The sequence below is a fragment of the Dickeya lacustris genome (assembly GCF_029635795.1).
Taxonomy (GTDB): Bacteria; Pseudomonadota; Gammaproteobacteria; order Enterobacterales; family Enterobacteriaceae; genus Dickeya; species Dickeya lacustris.
On sequence record NZ_CP114280.1, the window covers coordinates 3,458,931 to 3,483,305 of the forward strand.

A 24,375-nucleotide genomic window follows, 5' to 3' on the forward strand; every position below is an offset into this window, starting at 1 on the left:
ACGGGTTCTACTGATTCAAAATGGCATTTTGACCCTGAAAATGACTTTCGGGCAGAAATTTGAAGCCGATCGGTTGGTTCTTCCCGCAGATGCCAGTAGCGACGATGGGGTGGCAAACGCGCAAAGGTTTTTACCTTGCCGCCCCGTTACCTTAACGCTACGGCGGCAGCGATTTTTTTTGTCCGCCGCAACACCTTCATAAATACAATCACGAGGAAGGATGGCGATGAAAACACGTAAGATTGGGCTGGCTAACTATCTGGCCTACGGTTCTGGCGATTTTCTTGGCGCGGGGACCACGGCGCTCACCGCTGGCTGGTTACTGTATTTCTACACCACGTTTTGCGGTCTGACGCCTATCGAGGCGACCTTTATTTTTGCGATGGCCAGGGTTCTGGATGCGGTAGTCAGCCCATTGATGGGCTTCTTGACCGATAACTTCGGCTCGACCTGGCTCGGAAAACGTTTCGGGCGTCGTAAATTCTTTATTCTGCTCGGCATTCCCTGTGTGTTCAGCTACAGCCTGATGTGGGTTGGCCATATGAGCTACTGGTACTATCTGGTGACGTATCTGATTTTTGATGTCATCTACACCATGGTACTGGTGCCGTATGAAACGCTGGTGCCGGAAATGACGGATGATTTTAAACAGAAAACCAAGTTCTCGGGTGCTCGTATCGCGCTGGCGCAGTTATCAGCGATTCTGGCGGCCTTCTTACCCGGTATTCTGTTGGGGCATTTCGGCAAAGATAATGCGGTATCGTTCTTCTATGCAAGCCTGGTGTTCTCGGTAATTTGTGCCTGTGTGCTGACATTTGTCTATCTCTTTACCTGGGAACGGCCACGTGATCAGATGTCTGAAGCCTCTTTACGGGCTGAAAAAGAACGTCAGTCACTGACGCTGGGGCAGAGCCTCAAACGCCTGAATGTGGAACTGCTGTCTACATTACGCATTCGTATTTTTCGCCAACACCTGGGAATGTATCTGGGCGGTTATATCGCACAGGATGTGTTTAACGCCGTCTTTACTTACTACGTCGTATTTGTGTTGATGCAGAGCCCGACGGTTGCTTCTAACCTGATGGGTACCATGGCAATACTCCAGTTTATTGCTGTGATTGCGATGATTCCGCTGTGTATCAAATTTGGCCCGGCTCCTTCTTACCGTATGGTGGTGTGCCTGTTTGGTGTTAGCGCACTCTCTTATGGCTTCCTCTACTACAGCGGCATGCATTCGGTGTTCTCGCTGATGCTGTTGGTCTCTGGCCTGGCGGGACTGGGACGTGGTGGTATCAACTATGTTCCCTGGAACACCTATACCTATATCGCTGATGTGGATGAGGTGATAACCGCCCAGCGTCGCGAAGGGATTTTCGCTGGCATCATGACACTGACGCGTAAAGCGTCTCAGGCTGGCGCGGTGATGTTGGTTGGCGTGGTGCTGCAATTATCGGGCTTTGTTTCGGGTCAGAGTGTGCAGGCCCCTGGGGTAAGCCATACCATCCTGACGGTGTTGTGTTTGGGGACGGTCTGCGTGCTGACGTTAGGTTTCCTGGTGTCTCTGCGCTTTAAACTGAACCTGCAAACCCATGAGGTGCTGCGTCAGGAAACGGCGAAAATGCGTGAGGCGGGCCGTATCGTGCCAGAGAAAATTACGCCGCAAGCGCGTGCCACGGTGGAGATGCTGGCGGGTATGCCTTACGAGTCACTGTGGGGGAACAATAATATCGGCTACCTTAATCGCCACAAAGCGCCGCCTAAAGCGGTACACGGTACTACGCCTCACCACGGCGTGCATTAAACCGTGCTGGCTGGTTGTCATGGCGTTTGCGATGCCACTGATTGATGTGTAATAAAACTGAAACCGGATATCTGTTATGACCATTTTTCCTGTAAAACATAGCGCGCTGCTGCGTCAGCCCGAATACTTCATCTCCCGTGATGAACTGAAAGCCTTGATCTGCCGGGTGACTGACAATCTTGTCAATATCGAGGATAAAACCGGCGAGTTTCTGCTGCGACTGGATGATGGAAGGGTCATCGATACGAAAGGCTGGGCTGGCTGGGAATGGACGCATGGCATCGGCCTTTACGGTATCTATCAGTACTACCGTCAGACGGGTGATGAGCAAATGCGCGCCATCATTGATGACTGGTTTACCGCCCGCCTTGCCGAAGGGACGCCGACGAAAAACGTCAATACGGTTTGTCCGTTCCTGACGCTTGCCTACCGTTATGAAGAAACCGGCGACAGCCGCTGGGTGCCGTATCTGGAACGCTGGGCTGAGTGGGTGATGTATGACATGCCGCGTACCCATAAAAACGGGTTGCAGCATATTGTTTATAACAGCGAAAACACCGATCAACTGTGGGACGATACCCTGATGATGAGCGTGTTGCCGCTGGCGAAAATCGGCAAACTGCTAAACCGCCCGGAATTCGTTGAAGAAGCCACTTACCAGTTCCTGCTGCATGTGCAGTACCTGATGGATCGTCAAAGCGGGTTATGGTTCCACGGCTGGACATTTGATGGCAACCACAGCTTTGCTCAGGCGCGTTGGGCGCGTGGCAACAGCTGGCTGACGATTGTGATCCCTGAGTTTATCGAGCTGTTAGATTTACCTGAACAGAACGCGACCCGCCGTTTCCTGATTCAGGTGCTGGAAAGTCAGGTAGAAGCGTTGGCGAAATATCAGGATGACAGCGGCTTATGGCATACGCTGCTGGATGACCCGAACTCTTATCTGGAAAGTTCAGCCACCGCCGGTTTTGCTTACGGTATTTTGAAAGCCGTTCGTAAACGTTATATCGATCGCCGTTATGCGGATGTGGCAGAAAAAGCGATGCGTGGCGTCATCGCCAACATCAACGATCAGGGGGAATTGTTGAATGTGTCCTTTGGTACGGCGATGGGCAAAGATCTGGATTACTATCGCCAGATCCCGCTGACCTCGATGCCATACGGCCAGGCCATGGCCATTTTATGTTTGTCTGAATATTTGCGCGTGTATCTGTAATACTCAATCCTGTGTCTGAGTGGTAAATCGGGCCTTTGCGGGCCCGATTTACTATGTAACAGGCCCCCGCTTCGCGTTTTTTCACCCCCCTCATTCCTTGTGTTGAAGGCTTCTCATCAGGCCAGACATCTTGTGCGAAAGAGAAAACCGGATGACCGTTTGGCACGGCATGGGCTATCGGCGATAATGGCGGTTTAGTTCGAAGGAATCCGTAAACACGATGCTTTACCCGATAAACGAAATGTTCCAGACCCTGCAAGGTGAAGGTTTTTTCACCGGCGTGCCCGCAGTGTTTATCCGTCTGCAAGGCTGCCCGGTGGGATGTAGCTGGTGCGACACCAAACATACCTGGGATAAACTCCCGGCGCGGCAGGTCTCGCTGGATGAGGTGCTGGCAAAACGCGGGGAAAGCGATGCCTGGAGCGCCTCTGATGTGGACGCGCTGCTACAGCAGATAGCGCAACAAGGTTATCGGGCCAGACATGTGGTGATAACAGGCGGTGAACCCTGCTTGTATGATTTGACGCCGTTGACACAGGCGTTGGCCGCTCAGGGGTTCAGCACCCAAATTGAGACCAGTGGCACACATGAGGTGCGCTGTGCCGCTGATTGCTGGGTGACGGTGTCGCCCAAGGTCAATATGCGCGGCGGCCTGTCGGTGCTGGATCAAGCCTTGCAACGCGCTGATGAAATCAAACATCCGGTAGCGCGTGAGCGGGATATTGAGGCGCTGGACGCGCTATTAGCGCGCCTGACGGATGATAAAACGCGGGTGGTGGCACTACAGCCGATAAGCCAAAAAGAAGAGGCGACCCGGCTCTGCATCGAAACCTGTATTGCTCGCAATTGGCGTTTGTCGATGCAAACACACAAATACCTCAATATCGCCTAACCTTATCGCCTAACTTCATCGCCTAACCTCATGCCTGATGTTGTTATCCATGACAGTTGCCTGCCGCAGCCGGGAGGTTGGTTTGGCTACGGGCGTTGTGGCAGAGGCGGTTCACAGGTGATAGCGCAGCGGGCGAAGGGCCGGGGGCTGGCTAATGGGAGCATAAACACGAGACCGGGCTGGCGCGCTTATTCTCCCCGGTAGACACAGCCCGCCGTACAGGTTTCTTTCACCGTCACTGCGCTTAATAGCGGCAAGGTGGGTTTCAACTGCTGCCAAATCCAGTGGGCCAGCACTTCGCTGGTCGGGTTTTCCAGCCCGGGAATGTCGTTAAGGTAGTAGTGATCTAACTGTTCCCAGATGGGTTTGAATCTGGCTTTCAGTTCGGCGAAATCCATCACCCAGCCTGTATGCGGATCGACCTCACCCGTAATTTCCAGGCGCACCGTGAAAGAGTGGCCGTGCAAACGGCCACACTTATGACCGGCCGGTACATGCGGCAGACGATGCGCGGCTTCAAACTGGAAGTCTTTAAACAGTGTGGTTGACATGGTGATGCTCTCGTATGATTCAAAAACCGTCGCATACTACCGGAAACTGCACTATGACGCACGTTTCCTGACACCGCACTGTGTGGCTAATCCGGTTGCGCTGCGCGCGATAACCATCAGCCGCGCTCGATAATCGCCTCAGGGTTCCAGCCCGCAGGAAGCGGTTGCGGGCGTCGTATGGTGATGTTGTGCAGCGTCAACCCGCTGACGCCTTGTGCAAATAAGGCGGGTAGCCCATCGGGATAAGTTTCCACACCGTAAGCACGGCCAGTCTCAGGGTTCACCAGATAAGCATTGTCCAGCCCCATCCCGGTTGGGCGCTGCGGATTGCAGGGCGGGCGAATATCATAAACGCCTTGTTCCGGTGAACCGCTGTCGCGCTGTTCGAGGGTCAGTTGATCAAAATGCACATGGCGCACGTAACCGGCAGGCGTACTGTGCAGATTGATGGCCCCCTCACTGATACCGCTGAGGCGGATAAACTGCACATCGTCAATCACGCCCGGCGTTATTGCCGGGTCGCGGTGGCGAACCGATATACATACCGGGTCGGCTTTTCCCCAGTGACAAGGCGGTGCGGCAACGCACTCAAAGGTAATATCGCTAAAGCGCAAACGGCGAAACACGCCGCCATCGCGCGACAGGAGCCCGATAGCCCGATTCGAATCATAAACAGTACAGTGGCTGACCTGTACGTCCTCGATATCGGCAAACGTTTCCGTGCCGATTTTTAGCGCACAACTGCGTGAGCGCAATGTGCAGTGGCTAATGGTGATGCGTTGTACCGGGTATTGTATGGTGGCCGGTTTCGCTGTGGTTTTGATGCAAAGGGCATCATCGGCGGCACTCAGGTGGCAGTGGGATATGCGTACATCCTGACAGCTGTCGATATTCAGGCCATCGGTGTTGGCCATCGTCATGTCGTTGTCTACCGTCAGACGCTCGATATTGACGTGTCGGCAACTGACCAGATGCACCGTCCACATCGGCGCGTGTTCAAGGGTGATGTCTTGCAGGCAAAGCTGTTCGCAGCCCTCCAGAACAATGATGCGCGGACGATGCTGTGCAGGCAGTCGATATCCCTGTGCATCCGGCTCGGCACAAAAATAGGCATTGGCATTGCCGATAATTTTCCCCGTACCGCACAGCGTAATATTGCGCTGCCCACGGGCGTACAGAAAAGCCCTATCGGACAGTTCAGCCTGGCTGAGGGTGGTGGCCTGCGCGAAGTCGTGATAGTTCGCACTGGCAATCAGTTCGGCACCGGCATCCAGTTGCAGACAAAAATTGGAAGGCAGCATTAAGCCGCCCAGCAGGTAGCGCCCCGCCTCTACGACCAGAGTACCGCCGCCTTGTGCCGCAATTTCATCAATCGCGTGTTGAAAGATAGCCGTATCCGGCGTGATGCCATCTGCCGTGGGGCCGTAGGATCGAATAGTACATTGCATGATGAATGAACCCGTCAGTTCAATATGGTGCTATTTCAGCACGCTTTTTTGCCGCAGGCAGCCATGACGCCTGGAAAAACGCGCGGGGTTAGAGCCTCTTCACAGCCTGAGTGTCGGGCCAGAATGCAATGTGAGGTAGCTCGCATCCATTGAATAAGGGAAATTTCTAACTGTGATAATCATCATGTTTATGGATGCATCGGCGGCGTCTTGATGCCGATTCAGCGTGTGACGGCGACGTTAGGCTGAATAAATGTGATGGCTATCACGTGATTGGCTGTGCGGTCGCCGTCGGGTGTGAGTCAAACGTAGCAGAATGGCCAGCGTGCGACCGGGAGCGCAATAAAACGGAGCATCTCTTGGCTACGTAACGCTATTTTTCTAGCCTGCGCCGCATAATGCGCAACCTGCGGTATGGTTACTCTGGTGAAGCGAAATGCAATCAGTCTATTTTGTCATGGCGGAAAGTCTGATTTATCTGAATGTATTCATACCTGCTTAATGATTTTCCGCTGGAAATAAACCTGAAATAACAACATTAAGAGGATCGGGGAATGATGAAAGGACTGGTTGGAGGCGTGTTATTGGCTGCGACACTGGTAAGCCAGGTTCAGGCCGCAGAACAGGTGACGCTACGGATGTCCTGGTGGGGCGGAAATAGTCGTCATCAGGCGACACTTGCAGCAATTGATGCATTTCAGAAAAAATACCCAGAGATAACAGTTAAAGCGGAATATACCGGTTGGGAAGGCTATCTTTCGCGCCTGACGACCCAAATGGCCAGTGGCGAAGAGCCGGATGTCATGCAGTTAAACTGGAACTGGATCCCTATTTTCTCCCGTGAGGGGACGGGCTTCTATGATCTGAATAATCAAAAAGAAGCGCTGAAATTACAGGATTTCCCGATAGACGCGCTGACAACCGTGAATGGCAAAGTGAATGCGATTTCGGCTTCGCTCAATGGCCTGGTGATGTACTACAACGTCGATACCTGGAAAAAAGCCGGGATAGCGTACCCCAAAACCTGGGATGAGTTATTTCAGGCCGGCAAGGTATTTAAAGAAAAACTGGGGGACAACTATTTCCCTCTGGCTTCACCGGCACAGGATAACGGCGAAGGGGTGCTGGAGCTTATCAATACTTACATGACCCAGAAATTTAAAGTGGGCATGATTAACGAGCAAACCAAGAGCTTTAATTACACCGATGAACAATGGCTGGAGGCGTTCCGATTCTACAAACGACTGGTGGATGAACATGTCATGCCGTCAGCCAAGTATTACAACGCCTTCGGTAAGTCAGGCGTGTTTGAAACTCGCCCGTGGATAAACGGCGAGTACGGTGGCGCGATGCTGTGGGCTTCCATTGTGAAAAAATACGCAGACCCGCTGGCTCCGCCCGCCAAACTGGAATTAGGGCCTTATATTATGACCCCCGGTTCAGACAACCCTGGGCAGTTCTTCAAGCCGTCAATGCTGATTGCCATCAGCAAAAACAGCAAACACCCGAAAGAAGCGGCCATGTTACTCAACTTCTTGATGAATGACGCGCAAGGCAGCCTGCTGATGGGAACAGAGCGTGGCGTACCGTTGAGTCGCGTTGCTCGTCAGGCATTGCAGGATAATCAGAAACTCGATGAGAAAGACCTGTCGGTAAAAGGCCTGATGCTGGCGCTGCAATACCCAATGCAAACGCCGGTCTCCACCTATATTGAAGACCCGCAGCTCTCAAGCCTGATGCTGCAAACCATTGAACAGTTGGACTACGGCAATAGAACGGTAGAAATGTCAGCCAAAGGCTTTAGTGACATGGGCAACCGTATCCTGAAACGCGTCATTCGCTAATCGCGAACAAGCCTGCTGATGCCGTTGATTCCGTCACTGGCGGCAGGCGGGTGTAGCGTGTGAGATAAGAGTGCGAGATGAAGAAGAGAAGGCCACGCCATAACGGTGTGGCCTTCTGCTATACAAATATCGCTAAACTACGCGGCGGGCTGGCTTAACTGCGTTAACTGTTGTTGCAGGCTGCTGGCAAAGCTGCGCACGCGCTCTGCATCAAACATCACGTGGATGCCGAATGGATAATCGCGGTGTTGCAGGCAGAAATCATCCATTTCCTGTGCGATCCCTTGTAATGCCTGAATATTGGTTTTGGCAATTTCCCGAAGAGTCCAGTTGTTTTCTACCTGCTGGCAGTAATGCAGGGTAAAAAACGCCTTTTGCGCATGGACAAATGTGCGGCAGTAGAGCGTTAACCCTCGCCACTCTTGTTGCCAGCGCTGACGTAATGGTTCTGGTAGCGAGTGATCGCGCACGAACTGGTTGGCAGCCTGTTGGCTCTGTTCGGCCAGTTGCAAGGCGGAGTCCTTTTCTCGCACCAATTGATAGAGATTGTGGGAGGAAAGCTCGATGTTATCGCGTGAAAAGGTGAGGTCACGCCCGGAGCCCGGCAGCCAGTGGTTACGGTTAAGTTGCCCGTAGAGGCTCCAGACGGCCTGAGCGTAACTGGCCGGTAGCAGGCTGTGGCGGTGAAACACGTGCTGGCGTGCGTAGAGTGACAGTGAGAGCGCCTGTTGCGCCTGCTCTAATTGGGCGCGCATGTCCTTGCATACCCATTCATCGGCCTGCCACTGCCAGCGCTCGGTGAGCCATTGGCGAAATAACACCTGCTCGGTGTCGGGCGGCGTGCGGGCATTCAGTAATCGGCTACTGGCGAACAGCGTGAATTCGCTCAGTGAACCCAGCACCGTGTGATTATCCACACCGTCCCAGCTCAGGCGACAAAGCGCATTCACGATGCGGGGGTTTTTCTCCTGGCACCACAGTAAGCGCCCTTGTACTTCGGTATAACGCAAGAAGGGCAAATTCCCCCAGCCCACTTCTTCGCCCGCCAAATCCAGCTCCACCCAGATGTCCCGGTCGGTGAGCTCCAGCAGCGCCGGATTGTTCGGAAACTCAGGCCAGAAACGCTCGGGGGTTATTTTAATGGCAGCGGCGACCGAGGCAGGGAGCGAGCGAATCGCATCAAGGACATAGGGAATATCGTGGTGGTTGGCAGGAAAAACCCGCAGCACCAATTGCCGCTGATGAGCCTGCATCACCCGTGCGATAGCGGCAAATAACTCGCGATAGATGGGGGTGCTATCCGGCGTTTTGACCGGCTCTTTGCCAAAACACGTCTCGTCAGGCGAGGGGGCGAAGCGCACCAGGCTGTCACTGTTGGAGATAGCCAACATCAAACCGCCAAGACGAGGAATATGCTGCATCAACTGTTCAACTTTCGCGGCGAGATAATCTCGCCAGAAAGGGATGTCGATATGGCGCTCTTGGGCATCGTCCAGCAAATGTGGGTGGGCCAGCAATAAATCAGTGGGAAAAGAGAGGGCTTTGCATTGTAAATACAGCGTGATGCCGCATTCACGGCAATACGTCGCCACACGATTGAGATAGATGCAGCGTGAGCGCTTTTGGTTACTGATGAGGTCGTCAAAATGGGTGGTCTGGTAAGCCGGTGGCGTCACCAGAATATCCAGCAGATCCGCCTGCCCCAGCACCAGGGTGTCGAACCCGTGACTGCGCGCATAATCCACCAGTACGCGAATCTGCGGCCAGTGCCAGATATCCCGTGTGTTTAGCTCCAGGGCACGATGTTGCCACATACCGGTCCACTCTGTTGATGATCGAACGGCGAGTATAACGTTGCATGAAATCGGGATGGCAGTATTAACCGCCGCTGTCCCGCTAACTTGTGATCAATAACACTTAAAGCAATAAGTATTATCAAAAAAACCATTTAGTCGTTTTGGTTATTAAATATTTCCATCATGTCTTTAATTGTTAAGATGAGGATGAGTACCTTATGTCTCATCTGACTTTTTATTTCATAAATTTGGCTATTGCACGCAACCGGCATTAGCGCCCGCGACCAGTACAAGGATATAGACACCATAATGACAACTTCGGTTTCTCCGACTCCGCTGCTTCCGTTGAGCGCGGAGCAACTTTCGCGTCTTCAGGCCGCGACCGGTGATCTTTCACCGACGCAACTTGCCTGGTTGTCCGGCTATTTTTGGGGGGTAATTCAGCAGCAGCCTCTTGCGGTTGCGCCACCTGTCGCAGCGGAGCTGTCGCCTGCCGCCGAGGTCATCCCGCCGCCGTCGATTACCCTGATTAGCGCCTCGCAGACCGGCAATGCCCGCCGCGTGGCCGAGCAGGTGCGTGATGATTTACAGGCAGCCGGTTTGTCGGTGACGCTGGTGAATGCCGGTGACTACAAATTCAAACAGATAGCGCAGGAAAAGCTGCTGTTGATTGTCACCTCGACGCAGGGCGAAGGCGAGCCGCCGGAAGAGGCGGTAGCGTTACACAAATTCCTGTTCTCAAAGAAAGCGCCATCGCTGGCAGGGGTGTCCTTCGCTGTATTTGGCCTGGGCGATACGTCTTATGAATTCTTTAGCAAAGCCGGTAAGGACTTTGACAGCCGTCTGGCTGAGTTAGGCGCACAACGCCTGTTGGCGCGCGTCGATGCTGATGTCAACTTCCAGCCGCTGGCCGAACAATGGCGTAGCGAGGTGGTGGCGGCATTGGCAGCGCGAGTGACCAGCCAGCGCACGGCGGTAGTGCCTTCTACGGCGGGTGTTCAGGCGAATGCCGCCGCCTCGTCGTCGTACCATAAAGATGCGCCCTATACCGCGTCGTTATTGACCAATCAGAAAATTACCGGTCGTGATTCCGAGAAAGATGTTCGTCATATCGAAATCGACCTGGGCGACTCCGGTTTGCAGTATCAGCCGGGCGATGCGCTCGGCGTCTGGTATGAAAATGATCCGGCATTAGTGCAGGAACTGCTGTCGCTGCTGTGGTTGAAAGGCGATGAGCCGGTAACGGTAGCCGGTGAGTCGCTGCCGCTGGCTCAGGCGTTAGCGCACCGTTTTGAGCTGACGCAAAACACCGCCCCGATTGTGGAACAGTATGCCGGTTTGTCTCGTCATGAACCGCTGCTGGCGCTGCTGGCCGACAAAACGGCGCTGTTGCAATACGCCCAGCGCACCCCGCTGGTTGATATGGTGCGTGAAGCGCCGGTGGAGTTAACGCCGGAACAGCTACTTGGCCTGCTGCGCCCGCTCACACCTCGCCTGTACTCGATTGCGTCGTCACAAGATGATGTGGGTAGCGAAGTACACATTACGGTGGGCGTGGTGCGTTATGACTATGATGGCCGCGCCCGTAGCGGCGGCGCATCCGGCTATCTGGCCGACAGGCTGCAAGAAGAGGGCGCTGTGCGGGTGTTCATTGAACATAACGATAATTTCCGCCTGCCTGCCAACCCGCAGACACCGGTCATCATGATTGGCCCCGGCACCGGCATTGCGCCTTTCCGCGCCTTCATGCAGCAGCGTGAAGCGCAGAGCGCAGAAGGGAAAAACTGGCTGTTTTTCGGCAACCCGCATTTTACCGAAGATTTTCTCTATCAGGTGGAGTGGCAGCGTTACGTCAAAGATGGCCTGCTGACCAAAATCGATCTCGCCTGGTCACGCGATCAGGTGCACAAAGTCTACGTGCAAGACAAAATCCGCGAAAACGGTGCGGAAGTCTGGCGCTGGCTTCAGGAAGGCGCACACATTTATGTCTGCGGCGATGCCAACCGTATGGCGAAAGATGTCGAAAAAGCGTTGATCGATGTGGTGTCGCAATATGGCGGCATGGATGGCGAACAGGCCGATGAGTTTTTAAGCGAGCTGCGTCTTGAGCGGCGTTATCAGAGAGATGTGTACTAATGAGCGAAAGATATTCTGGCCCGCTGGTGGTTGAAGGCAAGCTTGCTGATGCTGAACGCCTGAAGCTTGAGAGCAACTATCTGCGCGGTACGATTACGGAAGATTTAAGCGACGGTTTGACCGGCGGTTTTAATGGCGACAACTTTCTGCTAATCCGCTTTCACGGCATGTACCAGCAGGATGACCGCGACATTCGTGCCGAACGCGCGGAACAAAAACTGGAGCCGCGCCACGCCATGATGCTGCGCTGTCGTTTGCCCGGTGGGGTGATGACGCCACAGCAATGGCTGGCTATTGACAAGTTTGCCGAGGAGAAAACGCTTTATGGCAGCATTCGTATCACCAATCGGCAGACGTTTCAGTTCCACGGCATTTTGAAATCGGATTTGAAATCGGCTCATCAGTTGCTGCACGAGGTAGGGCTGGATGCGCTGGCGACCGCCAATGACGTTAACCGCAACGTGTTGTGTACCTCAAACCCGGTCGAATCCGTGTTACATCAGCAGGCGTATGAGTGGGCGAAGAAAATCTCCGAACACTTGCTGCCGCGTACCCGTGCTTATGCCGAGGTATGGCTGGATAAAGAGAAGGTGGCGACCACGGATGAAGAGCCGATCCTCGGGCCGACTTACCTGCCGCGTAAATTCAAAACGACGGTAGTGATTCCGCCGCAGAATGATGTCGATTTGCATGCCAACGATCTGAATTTCGTCGCTATCGCCGAAGCGGGACAACTGGTTGGCTTTAACGTACTGGTCGGCGGCGGTCTGTCTATCGCCCACGGTGATAAGACAACTTATCCACGTACCGCCAGTGAGCTTGGGTTTGTGCCGTTGTCACATACGCTGGCGGTGGCCGAAGCGGTTGTCACCACACAGCGCGACTGGGGCAATCGCACCAACCGTAAAAACGCCAAAACCAAATATACGCTGGAGCGGGTTGGCGTTGAGCGCTTTAAGCAGGAAGTGGAAAACCGTGCCGGTATCGCCTTTGAGTCGGTGCGCCCTTATGTTTTTACCAGTCGCGGCGATCGTATCGGCTGGGTGAAAGGGGTGGACAACAAATGGCACCTGACGCTGTTTATTGAAAATGGCCGCCTGCTGGATTATCCGGGGAAACCGTTAAAAACCGGGATGGCGGAAATTGCCAAAATCCACAAAGGTGATTTCCGGCTGACCGCGAATCAGAACCTGATTGTGGCCGGGGTTTCAAGCCGGGATAAAGCCAAAATCGACGCGCTGGCGCGTCAGCATGGCCTGATAGATGACAGCGTGACCGAGCAGCGCCATAACTCAATGGCGTGCGTGTCGCTGCCGACCTGCCCGCTGGCGATGGCAGAAGCCGAGCGTTTTCTGCCGGAGTTTGTCACTCAGGTCGAAGGCGTGATGCAAAAGCATGGCGTTGGGCATGAGCATATTGTGTTGCGTGTCACCGGTTGTCCCAATGGTTGTGGCCGCGCGATGCTGGCGGAAATCGGCCTGGTTGGTAAGGCTATCGGGCGTTACAACCTGCATTTGGGCGGTAATCGTGAGGGAACACGCATTCCCCGTATGTATCGGGAAAATATTACCGAAAAAGAGATTATCGCCGAGATAGATAATCTGGTGGCGCGTTGGGCGGCAGAACGCCAGCAGGATGAAGGCTTCGGTGACTTCACCGTTCGTACCGGCATTATCAAACCGGTGCTTGATCCGGCGATTGATTTTTATGACTAATTGATTTTATGGTTAACAGGAGAGCCTGATGTCCATGCTGAATCTGGAGGCGCTACGCGCCTTATCTAAACCGGAGCAGGGCGCTGCGTTGGCAGAGGTCAATGCTCAATTGGAAGCGCTAAGTGCGCAAGCGCGAGTCGCCTGGGCGCTGGAGAATCTGCCGGGCGAGTTTGTGTTGTCCTCCAGTTTTGGTATTCAGGCCGCCGTGTGTCTACATCTGGTCACGCGGCAGTATCCGGCTATTCCGGTGGTGCTGACGGATACCGGGTATCTGTTTGCGCAAACCTATCAATTCATCGACCAGTTAACCGAACAGCTGTCGCTTAATTTGCAGGTATACCGCAGCGCGCTGTCGCCTGCCTGGCAGGAAGCGCGTTACGGCAAACTGTGGGAGCAGGGCCTGGAAGGGATTGAGCAGTACAATCAGCTCAATAAAGTCGAGCCGATGAACCGGGCGCTGGACGAGCTGGGCGCAGGCACCTGGTTTGCCGGTCTGCGCCGTGAGCAGTCTGATAGTCGTGAGCATTTACCGGTCTTGTCGCTTCAGCGCGGCGTGTTTAAATTTCTGCCGATCATCGACTGGGATAACCGGACTGTATACCAGTATTTGAAAGCCAATGGCCTGAGCTATCACCCGCTATGGGAGCAGGGCTATTTGTCCGTTGGCGATACGCACACCACCCGTAAATGGGAGCCGGGCATGAGCGAAGAAGAGACCCGCTTTTTTGGCCTGAAGCGCGAATGCGGCTTGCATGAAGAATAAGCCTTAGCGCTGGCACCGGCATTGCTGGCATCCCGGCGGTTCGCCTCGTATGATGGCGGCTTCCTGTTGTGTGACAGGCGGCCGCTTTTTTATCGCCTTAGAAATTTTATCGCCTTAGAAGAAAGGAACGCACGGCTATTAAACGTTTTTATTCTTTAACGAAGAGTTTGTTATTCCATTACGGAACTAATCATACCAATTCGGCATTTCATAACCCTTCTGTTCACGTTTTATAGTCGCTTATCAATTTATTCACTTAGTAAAGGCATCTGTGAACTATCTCCCTATATTTGCCGATCTCCGGCAGCGCACGGTGTTGGTGGTTGGCGGCGGTGAGGTGGCAAGCCGCAAGATAGCACTGTTGCAACGAGCCGGTGCCAGCGTGCGCGTGGCCGCGCATACGCTGAGTGAAGCGCTGGCCGCCCAGCATCAGGCGCAGGCGCTTGAGTGGGTGGCGCACGAATTTACCCCAGAACTGCTGGATGATGTTTTTCTGGTGATTGCCGCAACGGATGACGCTGCGCTAAATGCGCGGGTTTTTACCGAGGCAAACCGCCGCCAGCGGCTGGTGAATGTGGTGGACGATCAGCCGCTGTGCTCTTTTATTTTTCCCTCGCTTATCGACCGCTCTCCGCTGGTTGTGGCGGTGTCATCCGGTGGTCAGGCTCCGGTATTAGCGCGTCTGTTGCGTGAAAAGCTCGAAGCCCTGCTACCGGCACGTTTGGGCACCATGGCTGAGATTGCCGGGCGTTGGCGTGGTCGCATTAAACAGCGGCTCGCATCGGTTACGGAACGTCGCCGCTTCTGGGAGCGCGCTTTTGGCGGGCGTTTTGCCAGTCTGGTTGCCGCAGGGCAACTGACGCAGGCTGAACAGGAGCTGGCCGCGCAATTGGCACAGCCTGATATCGCACAAGGGGAAGTGGCGCTGGTCGGTGCCGGGCCCGGTGATGCAGGCTTGCTGACGCTGCGCGGTTTACAGGTTATCCAGCAGGCTGATGTGGTGCTGTATGACCATCTGGTCAGCGATGAGGTGCTGGAGCTGGTGCGCCGTGATGCCGAGCGAATCTGCGTTGGTAAACGCGCCAGCGCGCATCTCTTACCGCAAGACGAAATCAACGCGTTGTTAGTGAAACTGGCGCAGGAAGGAAAAAAAGTGGTGCGTCTGAAAGGCGGCGACCCATTTATGTTTGGCAGGGGCGGTGAGGAGTTACAACAACTGGCGCAGGCCGGCATTTCTTTTCAGGTGGTGCCGGGCATTACCGCCGCCGCCGGTGCCACGGCGTATGCCGGTATCCCGCTGACTCACCGCGACTATGCCCAGAGCGTCACGTTTATTACCGGGCATTGCCGGGCGCAGGGCGATGAGCTGGATTGGTCAACGCTGGCGCGTGGCCGCCAGACGCTGGCGATTTATATGGGGTCAGTCAAGGCGGCACACATCAGCCAGCAATTGATTGCACATGGGCGTGCGCCCGAGACTCCGGTTGCGGTGATAGGACGCGGCACGCGCCAGGATCAATCCGTGCTGACAGGGGCGCTAGCCGAGCTCGAACAATTGGCACAACAGGCGCCCTCGCCAGCCTTGCTGGTTATTGGCGAAGTCGTGAATTTACACCAGCATCTTGCCTGGTTTGGCGAACAAGCGCGGATGACGCCGACTGACGGGCGTCCGGCCGTGGTAAATCTGGCTTAAGGTTAAAGGTATGGACGAGAAAAGACTCACGCATTTAAAACAGCTTGAAGCGGAAAGTATTCATATCATTCGTGAAGTGGCGGCGGAATTTAGCAACCCGGTGATGTTGTACTCGATTGGTAAAGACTCTTCGGTGATGCTGCATTTGGCCCGCAAAGCGTTCTTTCCCGGTACGCTGCCATTTCCGTTATTGCATGTCGATACCGGCTGGAAATTCCGTGAAATGTACGAATTTCGCGATCGCACCGCCAAGGCTTACGGTTGTGAACTGTTGGTACACCGCAACCCGGAAGGGGTGGCGATGGGGATGAACCCCTTTGTACATGGCAGCGCCAAGCACACCGACATCATGAAAACCGAAGGGCTAAAACAGGCGCTGGATAAATACGGTTTTGACGCCGCGTTTGGCGGTGCTCGCCGTGACGAGGAAAAATCCCGTGCGAAAGAGCGTATCTACTCTTTCCGCGATCGCGCTCACCGTTGGGACCCGAAAAATCAGCGGCCTGAGCTGTGGAATAACTACAACGGTCAAATCAACAAAGGCGAGAGTATTCGCGTGTTCCCGCTGTCTAACTGGACTGAGCTGGATATCTGGCAATATATCTATCTGGAAAATATCGATATTGTGCCGCTCTATCTGGCGGCTGAACGTCCGGTGTTAGAGCGTGATGGCATGTTGCTGATGGTGGATGACGACCGTATTGATTTGCAGCCCGGTGAAGTCATCACGCAGCGGATGGTGCGCTTTCGTACGCTCGGTTGCTGGCCGTTGACCGGTGCGGTTGACTCGCACGCCAGCACGTTGCCGGAAATCATCGAAGAGATGTTGGTTTCGACCACCAGCGAGCGTCAGGGACGGGTGATTGACCGCGATCAGGCAGGCTCAATGGAGCTGAAAAAGCGTCAAGGGTATTTCTGAGGAATCGTCAAATGAATCATAGCATTGCAAAACAGATTGCCGAGCAGGGCGGGGTTGAAGCGTATCTCCATGCACAGCAGAACAAAAGTCTGCTGCGTTTTCTCACCTGCGGCAGCGTTGACGACGGCAAGAGTACCCTGATTGGCCGATTGCTGCACGATACTCGCCAGATTTACGAAGATCAGCTCTCTACGCTGCACAATGACAGCAAGCGTCTCGGGACTCAGGGGGAAAAGCTCGATTTGGCGTTACTGGTTGATGGCTTGCAGGCCGAACGCGAGCAGGGCATTACCATTGATGTGGCCTACCGCTATTTTTCTACCGAGAAGCGCAAGTTTATTATTGCCGATACACCGGGGCATGAGCAGTACACGCGTAACATGGCGACCGGCGCATCCACCTGCGAGTTGGCTATTTTGTTGATCGACGCCCGTAAAGGCGTACTTGACCAAACCCGTCGCCACAGTTTTATCACGACGCTGCTTGGCATTCGCCATCTGGTGGTGGCCGTGAATAAAATGGACTTGGTGGAGTACCAGCAATCGGTCTTCGAGCAGTTTAAGCAGGATTATCTGGATTTTGCCCGCCAGTTACCGGTCGATCTGCATATTACGTTTGTGCCGATTTCTGCACTGGACGGCGATAATGTGGTGACAGCGGGCGGCAATATGCCTTGGTATCAGGGGCCTTCGTTGCTCGACGTCTTAGAGAACGTGAATGTTGCGTCACACACTATCCACCAGCCAATGCGCTTTCCTGTGCAGTACGTTAACCGCCCGAATCTCGATTTTCGCAGCTATGCGGGGACGCTTTCATCCGGCGTGGTACAGGTTGGCCAGCGGGTGAAAGTGCTGCCTTCCGGCGTGACCTCAACCATTAGCCGTATTGTCACGTTCGATGGCGACCTGCCGCAGGCTCAGGCGGGTGAAGCGGTGACGCTGGTACTGTCGAGCGAAATCGATATCAGCCGGGGCGATTTGCTGGTTGATGGCGATGAAAATCTGGCAGCGGTGCGCAGCGCGAAGGTCGATGTGGTCTGGATGGCGGAACAGCCGTTGCTGGCCGGACAGCGCTACGATATTAAGGTCGCCGGTAAGAAAACCCGCGCCCTTGTCGAGCGCATCGACTATCAGGTCGATGTCAATACGCTCGCGCAGCATGAGGCGCAAAGCCTGCCGCTGAATGGTATTGGCCTGGTGGAACTGACATTTGATGAACCGCTGGTGCTGGATGCGTATGCGCAGAATCATGTCACCGGCGGCATGATCTTTATCGATCGCCTGAGTAACGTGACGGTGGGTGCCGGGTTAGTGAAAGAGGCGCTTGGTGTATCGGATTCGTTGCAGGCTGGGCCCTATAGTGCATTTGAGCTGGAATTGAACGCGTTGATCCGCCGCCACTTTCCACACTGGGGTGCGCGAGACTTGCTGGGGGACAAATAACGTGACGTCGCATCAGAATCATGTTCGCGATGAGCGCGATGAGAATGTGATATGGCACGATCATGCCATCACACGAGAGGATCGCGAGCGGCAGCATGGGCATCGTGGCGCGGTTATCTGGTTTACCGGATTATCCGGCTCCGGCAAATCAACGCTTGCCGGTGCGCTCGAACAGGCGTTGTCTGCGCGCGGCATTAGCACCTATTTGCTCGATGGCGATAATGTCCGCCATGGGCTGTGCCGCGACCTGGGGTTTAGCGACGATGACCGGCGTGAGAACATTCGCCGCGTCGGGGAAGTCGCGCGTCTGATGGTGGATGCCGGGCTGGTGGTGTTAACGGCTTTTATTTCTCCCCATCGCGCAGAGCGCCAGATGGTTAGAGAGCGGCTTGATAATGGGCAATTTATTGAGGTGTTTGTCGATACGCCATTGGCGGTGTGCGAAGCCCGCGACCCGAAAGGGTTGTATAAAAAAGCCCGCGCAGGACAACTACCGAATTTCACCGGTATTGATGCCGTTTATGAAGCGCCAGAGCAGCCAGAACTGCACCTTGACGGCCAACAATTGGTAACAAATTTAGTCACTGAATTATTAGATATGCTGCATGGTCGCGCTATCATCTAACCCTTAGCCAGTCCCTGACAATGGGTAATGCAGAAACCATGATGCAACGCGCAACGTCCTTGCCTGACAGTGAATCATCATGTTCTGATGACGAGGAACCTGCCTCCTCGTCATCGGGCACATTTTCTGGTGCTGTGGTGGGTTTTTGCTGTTACTGGCTCGCCTTTGCCCTGCCTTTCGCCTGTTGGGGCTTTAACTCCACCGTCTTTCTGATGTTATACACATGGCCTTTCTTTCTGGCCCTGATGCCGCTGTCGTTATTAATCGGTATGCTGCTACGCGTTTTTTGCCAGCGCAGTACCGCATTGATGGTATTGTGCTGCGCTGTTAGCGTGTCAGGCGTGTTCTGGCTGATGCTGTTATTGATTACCACGTGGTAATCCGTTCGCGAGAATCTTCAACGGCGTTTTGACAGCTTAGATAGCAGTGAAGTGAAGGCCGTCTCCCATTGCCGACGTATTGTTTTTCATCACCAGTGATACTGGCTGTCTGGCGAAGGTGGAGTCCTGACAAAAGTTATGGGATGATTAGGCGGCTTTTCAGGGGGCTGGATGGGAAAACTTTCACTGTTATTGTTAATTCTGCTCGGTTGGCTGCAATATTCGCTCTGGCTGGGTAAAAACGGTATTCATGATTATGTGCGGGTGAAGGATGACGTGGCGGTGCAACAGGCCAATAACGTCAAACTGAAATCCCGTAACGAACAGCTGTTTGCTGAAATTGACGATCTGAATGGTGGTCAGGAAGCGATTGAGGAACGGGCGCGTAATGAGCTCGGCATGACCAGGCCCGGCGAAAGTTTTTATCGCCTGGTGGTGGATCAGTCACAAAATCGCAACGCTGCGTCATCATCAGCTAAATCCGTCTCTTCTGCCCCGTCATCAACCTCATCACTGTCTCGCTAGGTATGTCTAATCAATACGCTTCTCTCAGTGAAGTGGTCGCTATTTTGCCCGCCGCCGGTAACGGCAGTCGTATGCACAGCGATCGCCCTAAGCAGTACCTTTCTATTGGCAATAAAACCATTCTGGAACATACCGTCGCCGCGCTGTTGCGCCACCCGCGTATTCAGCGGCTTGTTATCGCCATCAGCGCCGATGATCGCTATTTTGCCACGCTGCCTCTGGCAAATGACCCGCGTATTGATGTGGTGATAGGCGGCGCGCAGCGTGCGGATTCGGTACTGGCGGGCTTGCGTCATATCCAGCGTGCGTGCTGGGTACTGGTGCATGATGCCGCTCGCCCTTGCCTGCACCCGGATGATTTATCGCGCTTGCTGGCGTTAACCGGTGAGAGTGAAGTCGGCGGCATTTTGGCCGCACCCGTGCGTGATACCATGAAGCGCGGCTACAACGGACGTATTGACCATACGGTAGAGCGCGAGGCGCTGTGGCATGCTTTAACGCCGCAACTGTTTCCCCTGATGTTGTTACGTGAAAGTCTCGAACGTGCGCTGAGAGAAGGGGCGAACATCACAGATGAAGCTTCAGCGCTGGAATATGCCGGTTATCAGCCACAGCTTGTGCCTGGGCGCGCGGATAACATTAAAGTCACTCGCCCGGAAGATTTGGCGTTGGCTGAATTTTATCTGACACAATTGCCTGAATATGTCATCAATATAACAATGAAGGAGCGCTATCGATGCGTATCGGCCACGGTTTTGATGTACACAAATTTGGCGGAGAAGGCCCGCTGGTCATCGGTGGGGTACGAATCCCCTATGAGCGTGGGTTGCTGGCCCATTCCGATGGCGATGTGGTGCTGCACGCAGTGACGGACGCTCTGTTGGGGGCGGCGGCATTGGGTGATATTGGGAAGCTGTTTCCCGATACAGACCCGGCATATCGCGGCATTGATAGCCGTGAGTTACTGCGCGAAGCCTGGCGCCGCATCCGCGCCAAAGGGTATCAGCTTGGTAATCTGGATGTCACCATCATCGCTCAGGCTCCGAAAATGGCGCCACATATCCCGCAGATGCGCGTCAATATTGCTGAAGATCTGCAATCCCATATGGATGATGTGAATGTGAAAGCGACCACCACCGAGCAACTTGGGTTCACGGGGCGAGGAGAAGGCATTGCCTGTGAGACGGTGGTGTTGCTGGTAAAAAGTGATATGACGGAAGTGGTGGCATGGTGATAGCAGTAGATTCGCTGTTTTGGTTGTATGGTAAGCCGCAGTCAACCGGGGTATTACGCGCGTCTGACGATGATTTTGTCGTTATCGAAGATCTGGGCTTCGCGCCAGACGGCGATGGCGAGCATGTGTTAGTCCGTTTGCGCAAACGCGGTTGTAATACGCTGTTTGTCGCAGAAGCCTTGGCTAAATTTGCGGGTATCCCTGTGCGGGCGGTGAGTTATGCGGGCCTGAAAGATCGTCATGCGGTTAGCGAACAGTGGTTTTGTCTGCATCTGCCGGGCAAAACCGATCCGGTATGGTCTGAGTTTGCGCTGGAAGGATGTGAGATTCTTGAAGCCCGACGCCATCGTCGTAAGCTGCGGATTGGCGCGCTGCGGGGTAATTCCTTTCGCGTGGTGCTACGCGACATCAGTGACCGGGCCGATGTCTGTGAACGTCTGGAAAAGATAACCCACGGTGGCGTTCCTAACTATTTTGGCAGCCAGCGTTTTGGGCGAGCGGGTAACAATCTCGAACAGGCCAGGCGCTGGGCCAATAATGAAATCCGCGTGAAAGAGCGCAGCAAGCGCAGCTTTTATTTATCTGCGGCGCGTAGCGAATTGTTTAATCGTGTTACCAGTACGCGTCTTGAAAACTATGGTACGACTCAGGTATTAATCGGAGATGCGTTGCAACTGGCTGGGCGAGGGAGCTGGTTTGTCGCCACTTCTGAAGAGTTAGCCGAGCTACAAGCGCGAGTCAGTGCGAGGGAGTTGCTGATTACCGGGCCCTTGCCTGGCCAGAATGATGCCGGGGCGCAGGCGGATGCGCTGGCTTTTGAGCAGCACTGTCTGGGCGATCAGGCGCTGTTATTGTCGTTACTGGCGCGTGAGCGGGTAGAAAGCGCGCGTCGCGCTATGATGCTGTATCCGCGTGATATGCGCAGTGCATGGCTGGATGAGGCAACGCTTGAGCTGAATTTTTGGTTGCCGTCTGGCAGCTTCGCCACCAGCGTGGTACGTGAATTGCTCGTCGCCAGCGAGCCAGATGCGATGACGGCGGAGTAAACTGGCACCTGAATCAGGAATATTTCTGCTACTGTTGCAAAAACACGGTAATAAGATTGATAGCCTTTGGGCGGTTAACGGCGTTTTCTTTATTTTCAGAGAGCGGAGTGAATGGATGGGGTTGATGAAGGCCGGAGTTGGCAGGCGATGGTGAGCAAACGTGTGCAGACATTGTTGGCATTGCTTCGCCAATTAGGCATTCAGGATGAACGCCTGCTACAGGCGATGGCTGCTGTCCCCCGCGAGCGTTTTGTTGACGAGGCTTTCGAGCACAAAGCCTACGACAACGTGGCGTTACCGATAGGCTCCAGCCAAACCATCTCTCAGCCTTATACCGTGGCCCGGATGACGGAATTACTGCGCCTGACCCCACAATCACGCGTGTTGGAAATAGGCACAGGCTCCGGTTATCAAACGGCGATTCTGGCGCATCTGGTACAGCATGTTTTTTCGGTGGAGCGCATTAAGGGGTTACAGTGGCAGGCGAAACGTCGTCTCAAGCAACTCGATTTGCACAATGTCTCTACCCGTCATGGCGATGGCTGGCAAGGGTGGGCTTCAAAAGGGCCGTTTGACGCGATTATCGTAACGGCTGCGCCACCGGAAATTCCGCCTGCGTTGATGGCTCAACTCGATGAAGGCGGCATCATGGTGCTGCCTGTGGGAGAGCAACAACAACTTTTACAACTGGTATTACGCCGTCATGGCGAGTTTGTCATTCAAACGGTAGAAACAGTTCGGTTTGTTCCGCTGGTCAAAGGCGAATTAGCCTGATACCGTCTCGTCGCCGATTCATTCGGATTTATCGGTAAACGTCTGCCTTTAAAATTTCAATACAACTGTCTTATGGTGGTAACGGATTGATATTGATAGGCTGTATTCGTCATTATCCGTGTCGTATACGCATTTGCGAGGCGCTATAAGTTGTCGCTAATGAATCACTATCATTAAAGATAATAAATAGCCGCGTCATTTCCTCGCTTCGTATCGTGGTCTGCAATGAACCTGCTTTTTCTGAGACAGGTCTGAGGCCGGGTAGTTTTTCGTCATTTTGAGTAATAGGGGGAGTTTGGCGCATGGGAAGCCAAATTGTGAACTGGCGTCAAATCGCTGTGTGTTCGGTTGTGACATTGAGTCTGGCCGGTTGTGCAAATGATAATAATGCTCCGATCAGCAGCATTGGTGATAACGGCGGAACAAAACGTACTGCCAATACCGGTGCCTATTCACCGCCACCGCGTATTTCCTCGACGAATAATGTCAGCAGCGGCGTTAGCCGTAGCGCGCCATTACCCATGCCTTCAACTGTGACCAGCTCTCCCGCTACGGATGCCTCGATCACCAGCCATGAAGGCAAGATAGTTTACAATCGCAGCTACAACAGCATTCCCAAAGGCAGTTATACCGGTAATAGCTATACGGTAAAACGCGGCGACACGCTGTTCTATATTGCCTGGATTTCGGGTAATGATTACCGCGAATTGGCCCAGCGCAATAACATTGCGGAACCTTACAGTTTGAATGTCGGGCAGACGCTGGCGCTTGGCAATAACATGAACGCTAATGGTAGTGGCGCAACGCAAGGTATGGCGATAGCCTCTACGCCTTCAACACCGATTATCACGCCGTCAACCCCTGTGATTACGCCTGCGCCCACCACGGATACCAGTGCCTCTAGCGGACATATGTTGCCGGAAAATGCCGCGAAAGCGTCAGCAAATGGGCGTATGTTGTCGGCTAATACCAGTTCAGGCAGCGGTCATATGTTGCCTGCCAATGCAGCAGCGGCCACCGCGTCGGGCACCACACAAATGCAGACGGCGCAGGTTGATTCTCAACCAACTAATGCGTATTCTGGAGATTCGGGTAAACAGAATTCGGGTGGCAAAATGCTACCTGCGGCAGGCGCGGCGACAGCGGCTTCTGCTACCGAACCGACGCAGACAAACACGGCGATTGCCGGTTGGCGTTGGCCTACAGACGGGAAAGTCATAGATAGTTTCTCAGCCTCAGAGGGGGGAAATAAAGGGATTGATATCGCCGGCTCACGTGGGCAATCCGTTATCGCTACGGCCTCAGGGCGTGTTGTGTATTCGGGTAACGCGTTACGCGGTTACGGGAATCTGATTATCATCAAACATAATGATGATTACCTGAGCGCCTATGCCCATAACGAAACCATGCTGGTCCGGGAACAACAAGAGGTAAAGGCGGGTCAACAAATCGCTACCATGGGTAGCACCGGAACCAGTTCAGTACGCTTGCATTTTGAAATTCGTTACAAGGGGAAATCCGTAAACCCGCTGCGTTTTCTTCCGCAGCGATAAATCGGGCAGAGTATTTCGGTAT

General features: G+C 54.0%; 20 protein-coding genes and 1 pseudogene. 18 read left to right on the forward strand and 3 right to left on the reverse strand.

Annotation, left to right across the window (positions count from 1 at the left end; all coding sequences use genetic code 11):
- The first annotated feature begins 226 nt into the window (after positions 1–226).
- From O1Q98_RS15605 to queE, 3 genes are all read left to right on the forward strand, one after another.
- Positions 227–1,801 (forward strand): MFS transporter, encoded by a 1,575-nt coding sequence (locus O1Q98_RS15605; RefSeq protein WP_125260487.1) that lies wholly within the window; start codon positions 227–229, stop codon positions 1,799–1,801.
- 76 nt (positions 1,802–1,877) lie between these two features.
- Complete coding sequence (bglB, locus tag O1Q98_RS15610) at positions 1,878–3,017, forward strand: beta-galactosidase BglB (RefSeq protein WP_125260486.1); 1,140 nt, start codon at positions 1,878–1,880, stop codon at positions 3,015–3,017.
- Between the two features lie 220 nt (positions 3,018–3,237).
- Positions 3,238–3,909, forward strand: a complete 672-nt coding sequence (queE, locus tag O1Q98_RS15615) for a 7-carboxy-7-deazaguanine synthase QueE (protein WP_125260485.1) — start codon at positions 3,238–3,240, stop codon at positions 3,907–3,909.
- Between the two features lie 188 nt (positions 3,910–4,097).
- Here the strand turns inward: queE and queD are convergent, their stop codons facing one another.
- Both queD and O1Q98_RS15625 read right to left on the reverse strand, forming a co-directional pair.
- Entirely contained in the window at positions 4,098–4,460 is a 363-nt protein-coding gene (gene queD / locus O1Q98_RS15620) for a 6-carboxytetrahydropterin synthase QueD (protein ID WP_125260484.1), read from the reverse strand.
- A 116-nt stretch (positions 4,461–4,576) separates the two neighbouring features.
- The gene (locus O1Q98_RS15625; protein WP_125260483.1) at positions 4,577–5,908 is read right to left on the reverse strand and encodes a glycoside hydrolase family 28 protein; all 1,332 of its coding nucleotides are present in this window, start codon (positions 5,906–5,908) and stop codon (positions 4,577–4,579) included.
- A gap of 557 nt (positions 5,909–6,465) precedes the next feature.
- Between O1Q98_RS15625 and O1Q98_RS15630 the strand changes: the two genes are divergently transcribed.
- On the forward strand, positions 6,466–7,752 hold the full coding sequence (locus O1Q98_RS15630; protein WP_164513036.1) for an ABC transporter substrate-binding protein: 1,287 nt from the start codon (positions 6,466–6,468) through the stop codon (positions 7,750–7,752).
- A gap of 137 nt (positions 7,753–7,889) precedes the next feature.
- Here the strand turns inward: O1Q98_RS15630 and O1Q98_RS15635 are convergent, their stop codons facing one another.
- Positions 7,890–9,566, reverse strand: a complete 1,677-nt coding sequence (locus O1Q98_RS15635; protein ID WP_125260481.1) for a hypothetical protein — start codon at positions 9,564–9,566, stop codon at positions 7,890–7,892.
- Positions 9,567–9,857: 291 nt separating this feature from the next.
- On the opposite strand from O1Q98_RS15635, the gene cysJ reads away from it, so the two are divergent.
- From cysJ to nlpD, 14 genes and pseudogenes are all read left to right on the forward strand, one after another.
- Positions 9,858–11,684, forward strand: a complete 1,827-nt coding sequence (gene cysJ / locus O1Q98_RS15640) for an NADPH-dependent assimilatory sulfite reductase flavoprotein subunit (RefSeq protein WP_125260480.1) — start codon at positions 9,858–9,860, stop codon at positions 11,682–11,684.
- Positions 11,684–13,399, forward strand: coding sequence for an assimilatory sulfite reductase (NADPH) hemoprotein subunit (gene cysI / locus O1Q98_RS15645; RefSeq protein ID WP_125260479.1), 1,716 nt, complete (start codon positions 11,684–11,686; stop codon positions 13,397–13,399). The genes cysJ and cysI overlap by 1 nt, the downstream gene beginning before the upstream one ends.
- Before the next feature lie 28 nt (positions 13,400–13,427).
- The gene (locus O1Q98_RS15650; protein ID WP_125260478.1) at positions 13,428–14,162 is read left to right on the forward strand and encodes a phosphoadenylyl-sulfate reductase; all 735 of its coding nucleotides are present in this window, start codon (positions 13,428–13,430) and stop codon (positions 14,160–14,162) included.
- Positions 14,163–14,433: 271 nt separating this feature from the next.
- The gene (gene cysG, locus O1Q98_RS15655; RefSeq protein WP_125260477.1) at positions 14,434–15,855 is read left to right on the forward strand and encodes a siroheme synthase CysG; all 1,422 of its coding nucleotides are present in this window, start codon (positions 14,434–14,436) and stop codon (positions 15,853–15,855) included.
- A gap of 10 nt (positions 15,856–15,865) precedes the next feature.
- A complete protein-coding gene (gene cysD, locus O1Q98_RS15660) occupies positions 15,866–16,774 on the forward strand; it encodes a sulfate adenylyltransferase subunit CysD (RefSeq protein WP_125260476.1) in 909 nt (302 codons plus the stop codon).
- Positions 16,775–16,785: 11 nt separating this feature from the next.
- Positions 16,786–18,216: a sulfate adenylyltransferase subunit CysN gene (gene cysN / locus O1Q98_RS15665; RefSeq protein WP_125260475.1), complete on the forward strand. Its 1,431-nt coding sequence runs from the start codon at positions 16,786–16,788 to the stop codon at positions 18,214–18,216.
- A 1-nt stretch (position 18,217) separates the two neighbouring features.
- Positions 18,218–18,841, forward strand: a complete 624-nt coding sequence (gene cysC / locus O1Q98_RS15670) for an adenylyl-sulfate kinase (RefSeq protein WP_240632819.1) — start codon at positions 18,218–18,220, stop codon at positions 18,839–18,841.
- Between the two features lie 38 nt (positions 18,842–18,879).
- Entirely contained in the window at positions 18,880–19,221 is a 342-nt protein-coding gene (locus O1Q98_RS15675; protein WP_333482125.1) for a DUF3561 family protein, read from the forward strand.
- A gap of 171 nt (positions 19,222–19,392) precedes the next feature.
- Positions 19,393–19,746, forward strand: a complete 354-nt coding sequence (gene ftsB / locus O1Q98_RS15680) for a cell division protein FtsB (protein WP_125260473.1) — start codon at positions 19,393–19,395, stop codon at positions 19,744–19,746.
- A gap of 2 nt (positions 19,747–19,748) precedes the next feature.
- Positions 19,749–20,441 (forward strand): annotated as a pseudogene (gene ispD / locus O1Q98_RS15685) (2-C-methyl-D-erythritol 4-phosphate cytidylyltransferase); the annotation flags it as partial.
- A gap of 41 nt (positions 20,442–20,482) precedes the next feature.
- Positions 20,483–20,980: a 2-C-methyl-D-erythritol 2,4-cyclodiphosphate synthase gene (ispF, locus tag O1Q98_RS15690; protein WP_125260471.1), complete on the forward strand. Its 498-nt coding sequence runs from the start codon at positions 20,483–20,485 to the stop codon at positions 20,978–20,980.
- Positions 20,980–22,026, forward strand: coding sequence for a tRNA pseudouridine(13) synthase TruD (truD, locus tag O1Q98_RS15695; RefSeq protein WP_164513035.1), 1,047 nt, complete (start codon positions 20,980–20,982; stop codon positions 22,024–22,026). The genes ispF and truD overlap by 1 nt, the downstream gene beginning before the upstream one ends.
- Before the next feature lie 147 nt (positions 22,027–22,173).
- Entirely contained in the window at positions 22,174–22,800 is a 627-nt protein-coding gene (locus O1Q98_RS15700) for a protein-L-isoaspartate(D-aspartate) O-methyltransferase (RefSeq protein WP_125260802.1), read from the forward strand.
- Between the two features lie 302 nt (positions 22,801–23,102).
- A complete protein-coding gene (gene nlpD / locus O1Q98_RS15705; RefSeq protein WP_125260469.1) occupies positions 23,103–24,353 on the forward strand; it encodes a murein hydrolase activator NlpD in 1,251 nt (416 codons plus the stop codon).
- Positions 24,354–24,375: the final 22 nt, after the last annotated feature.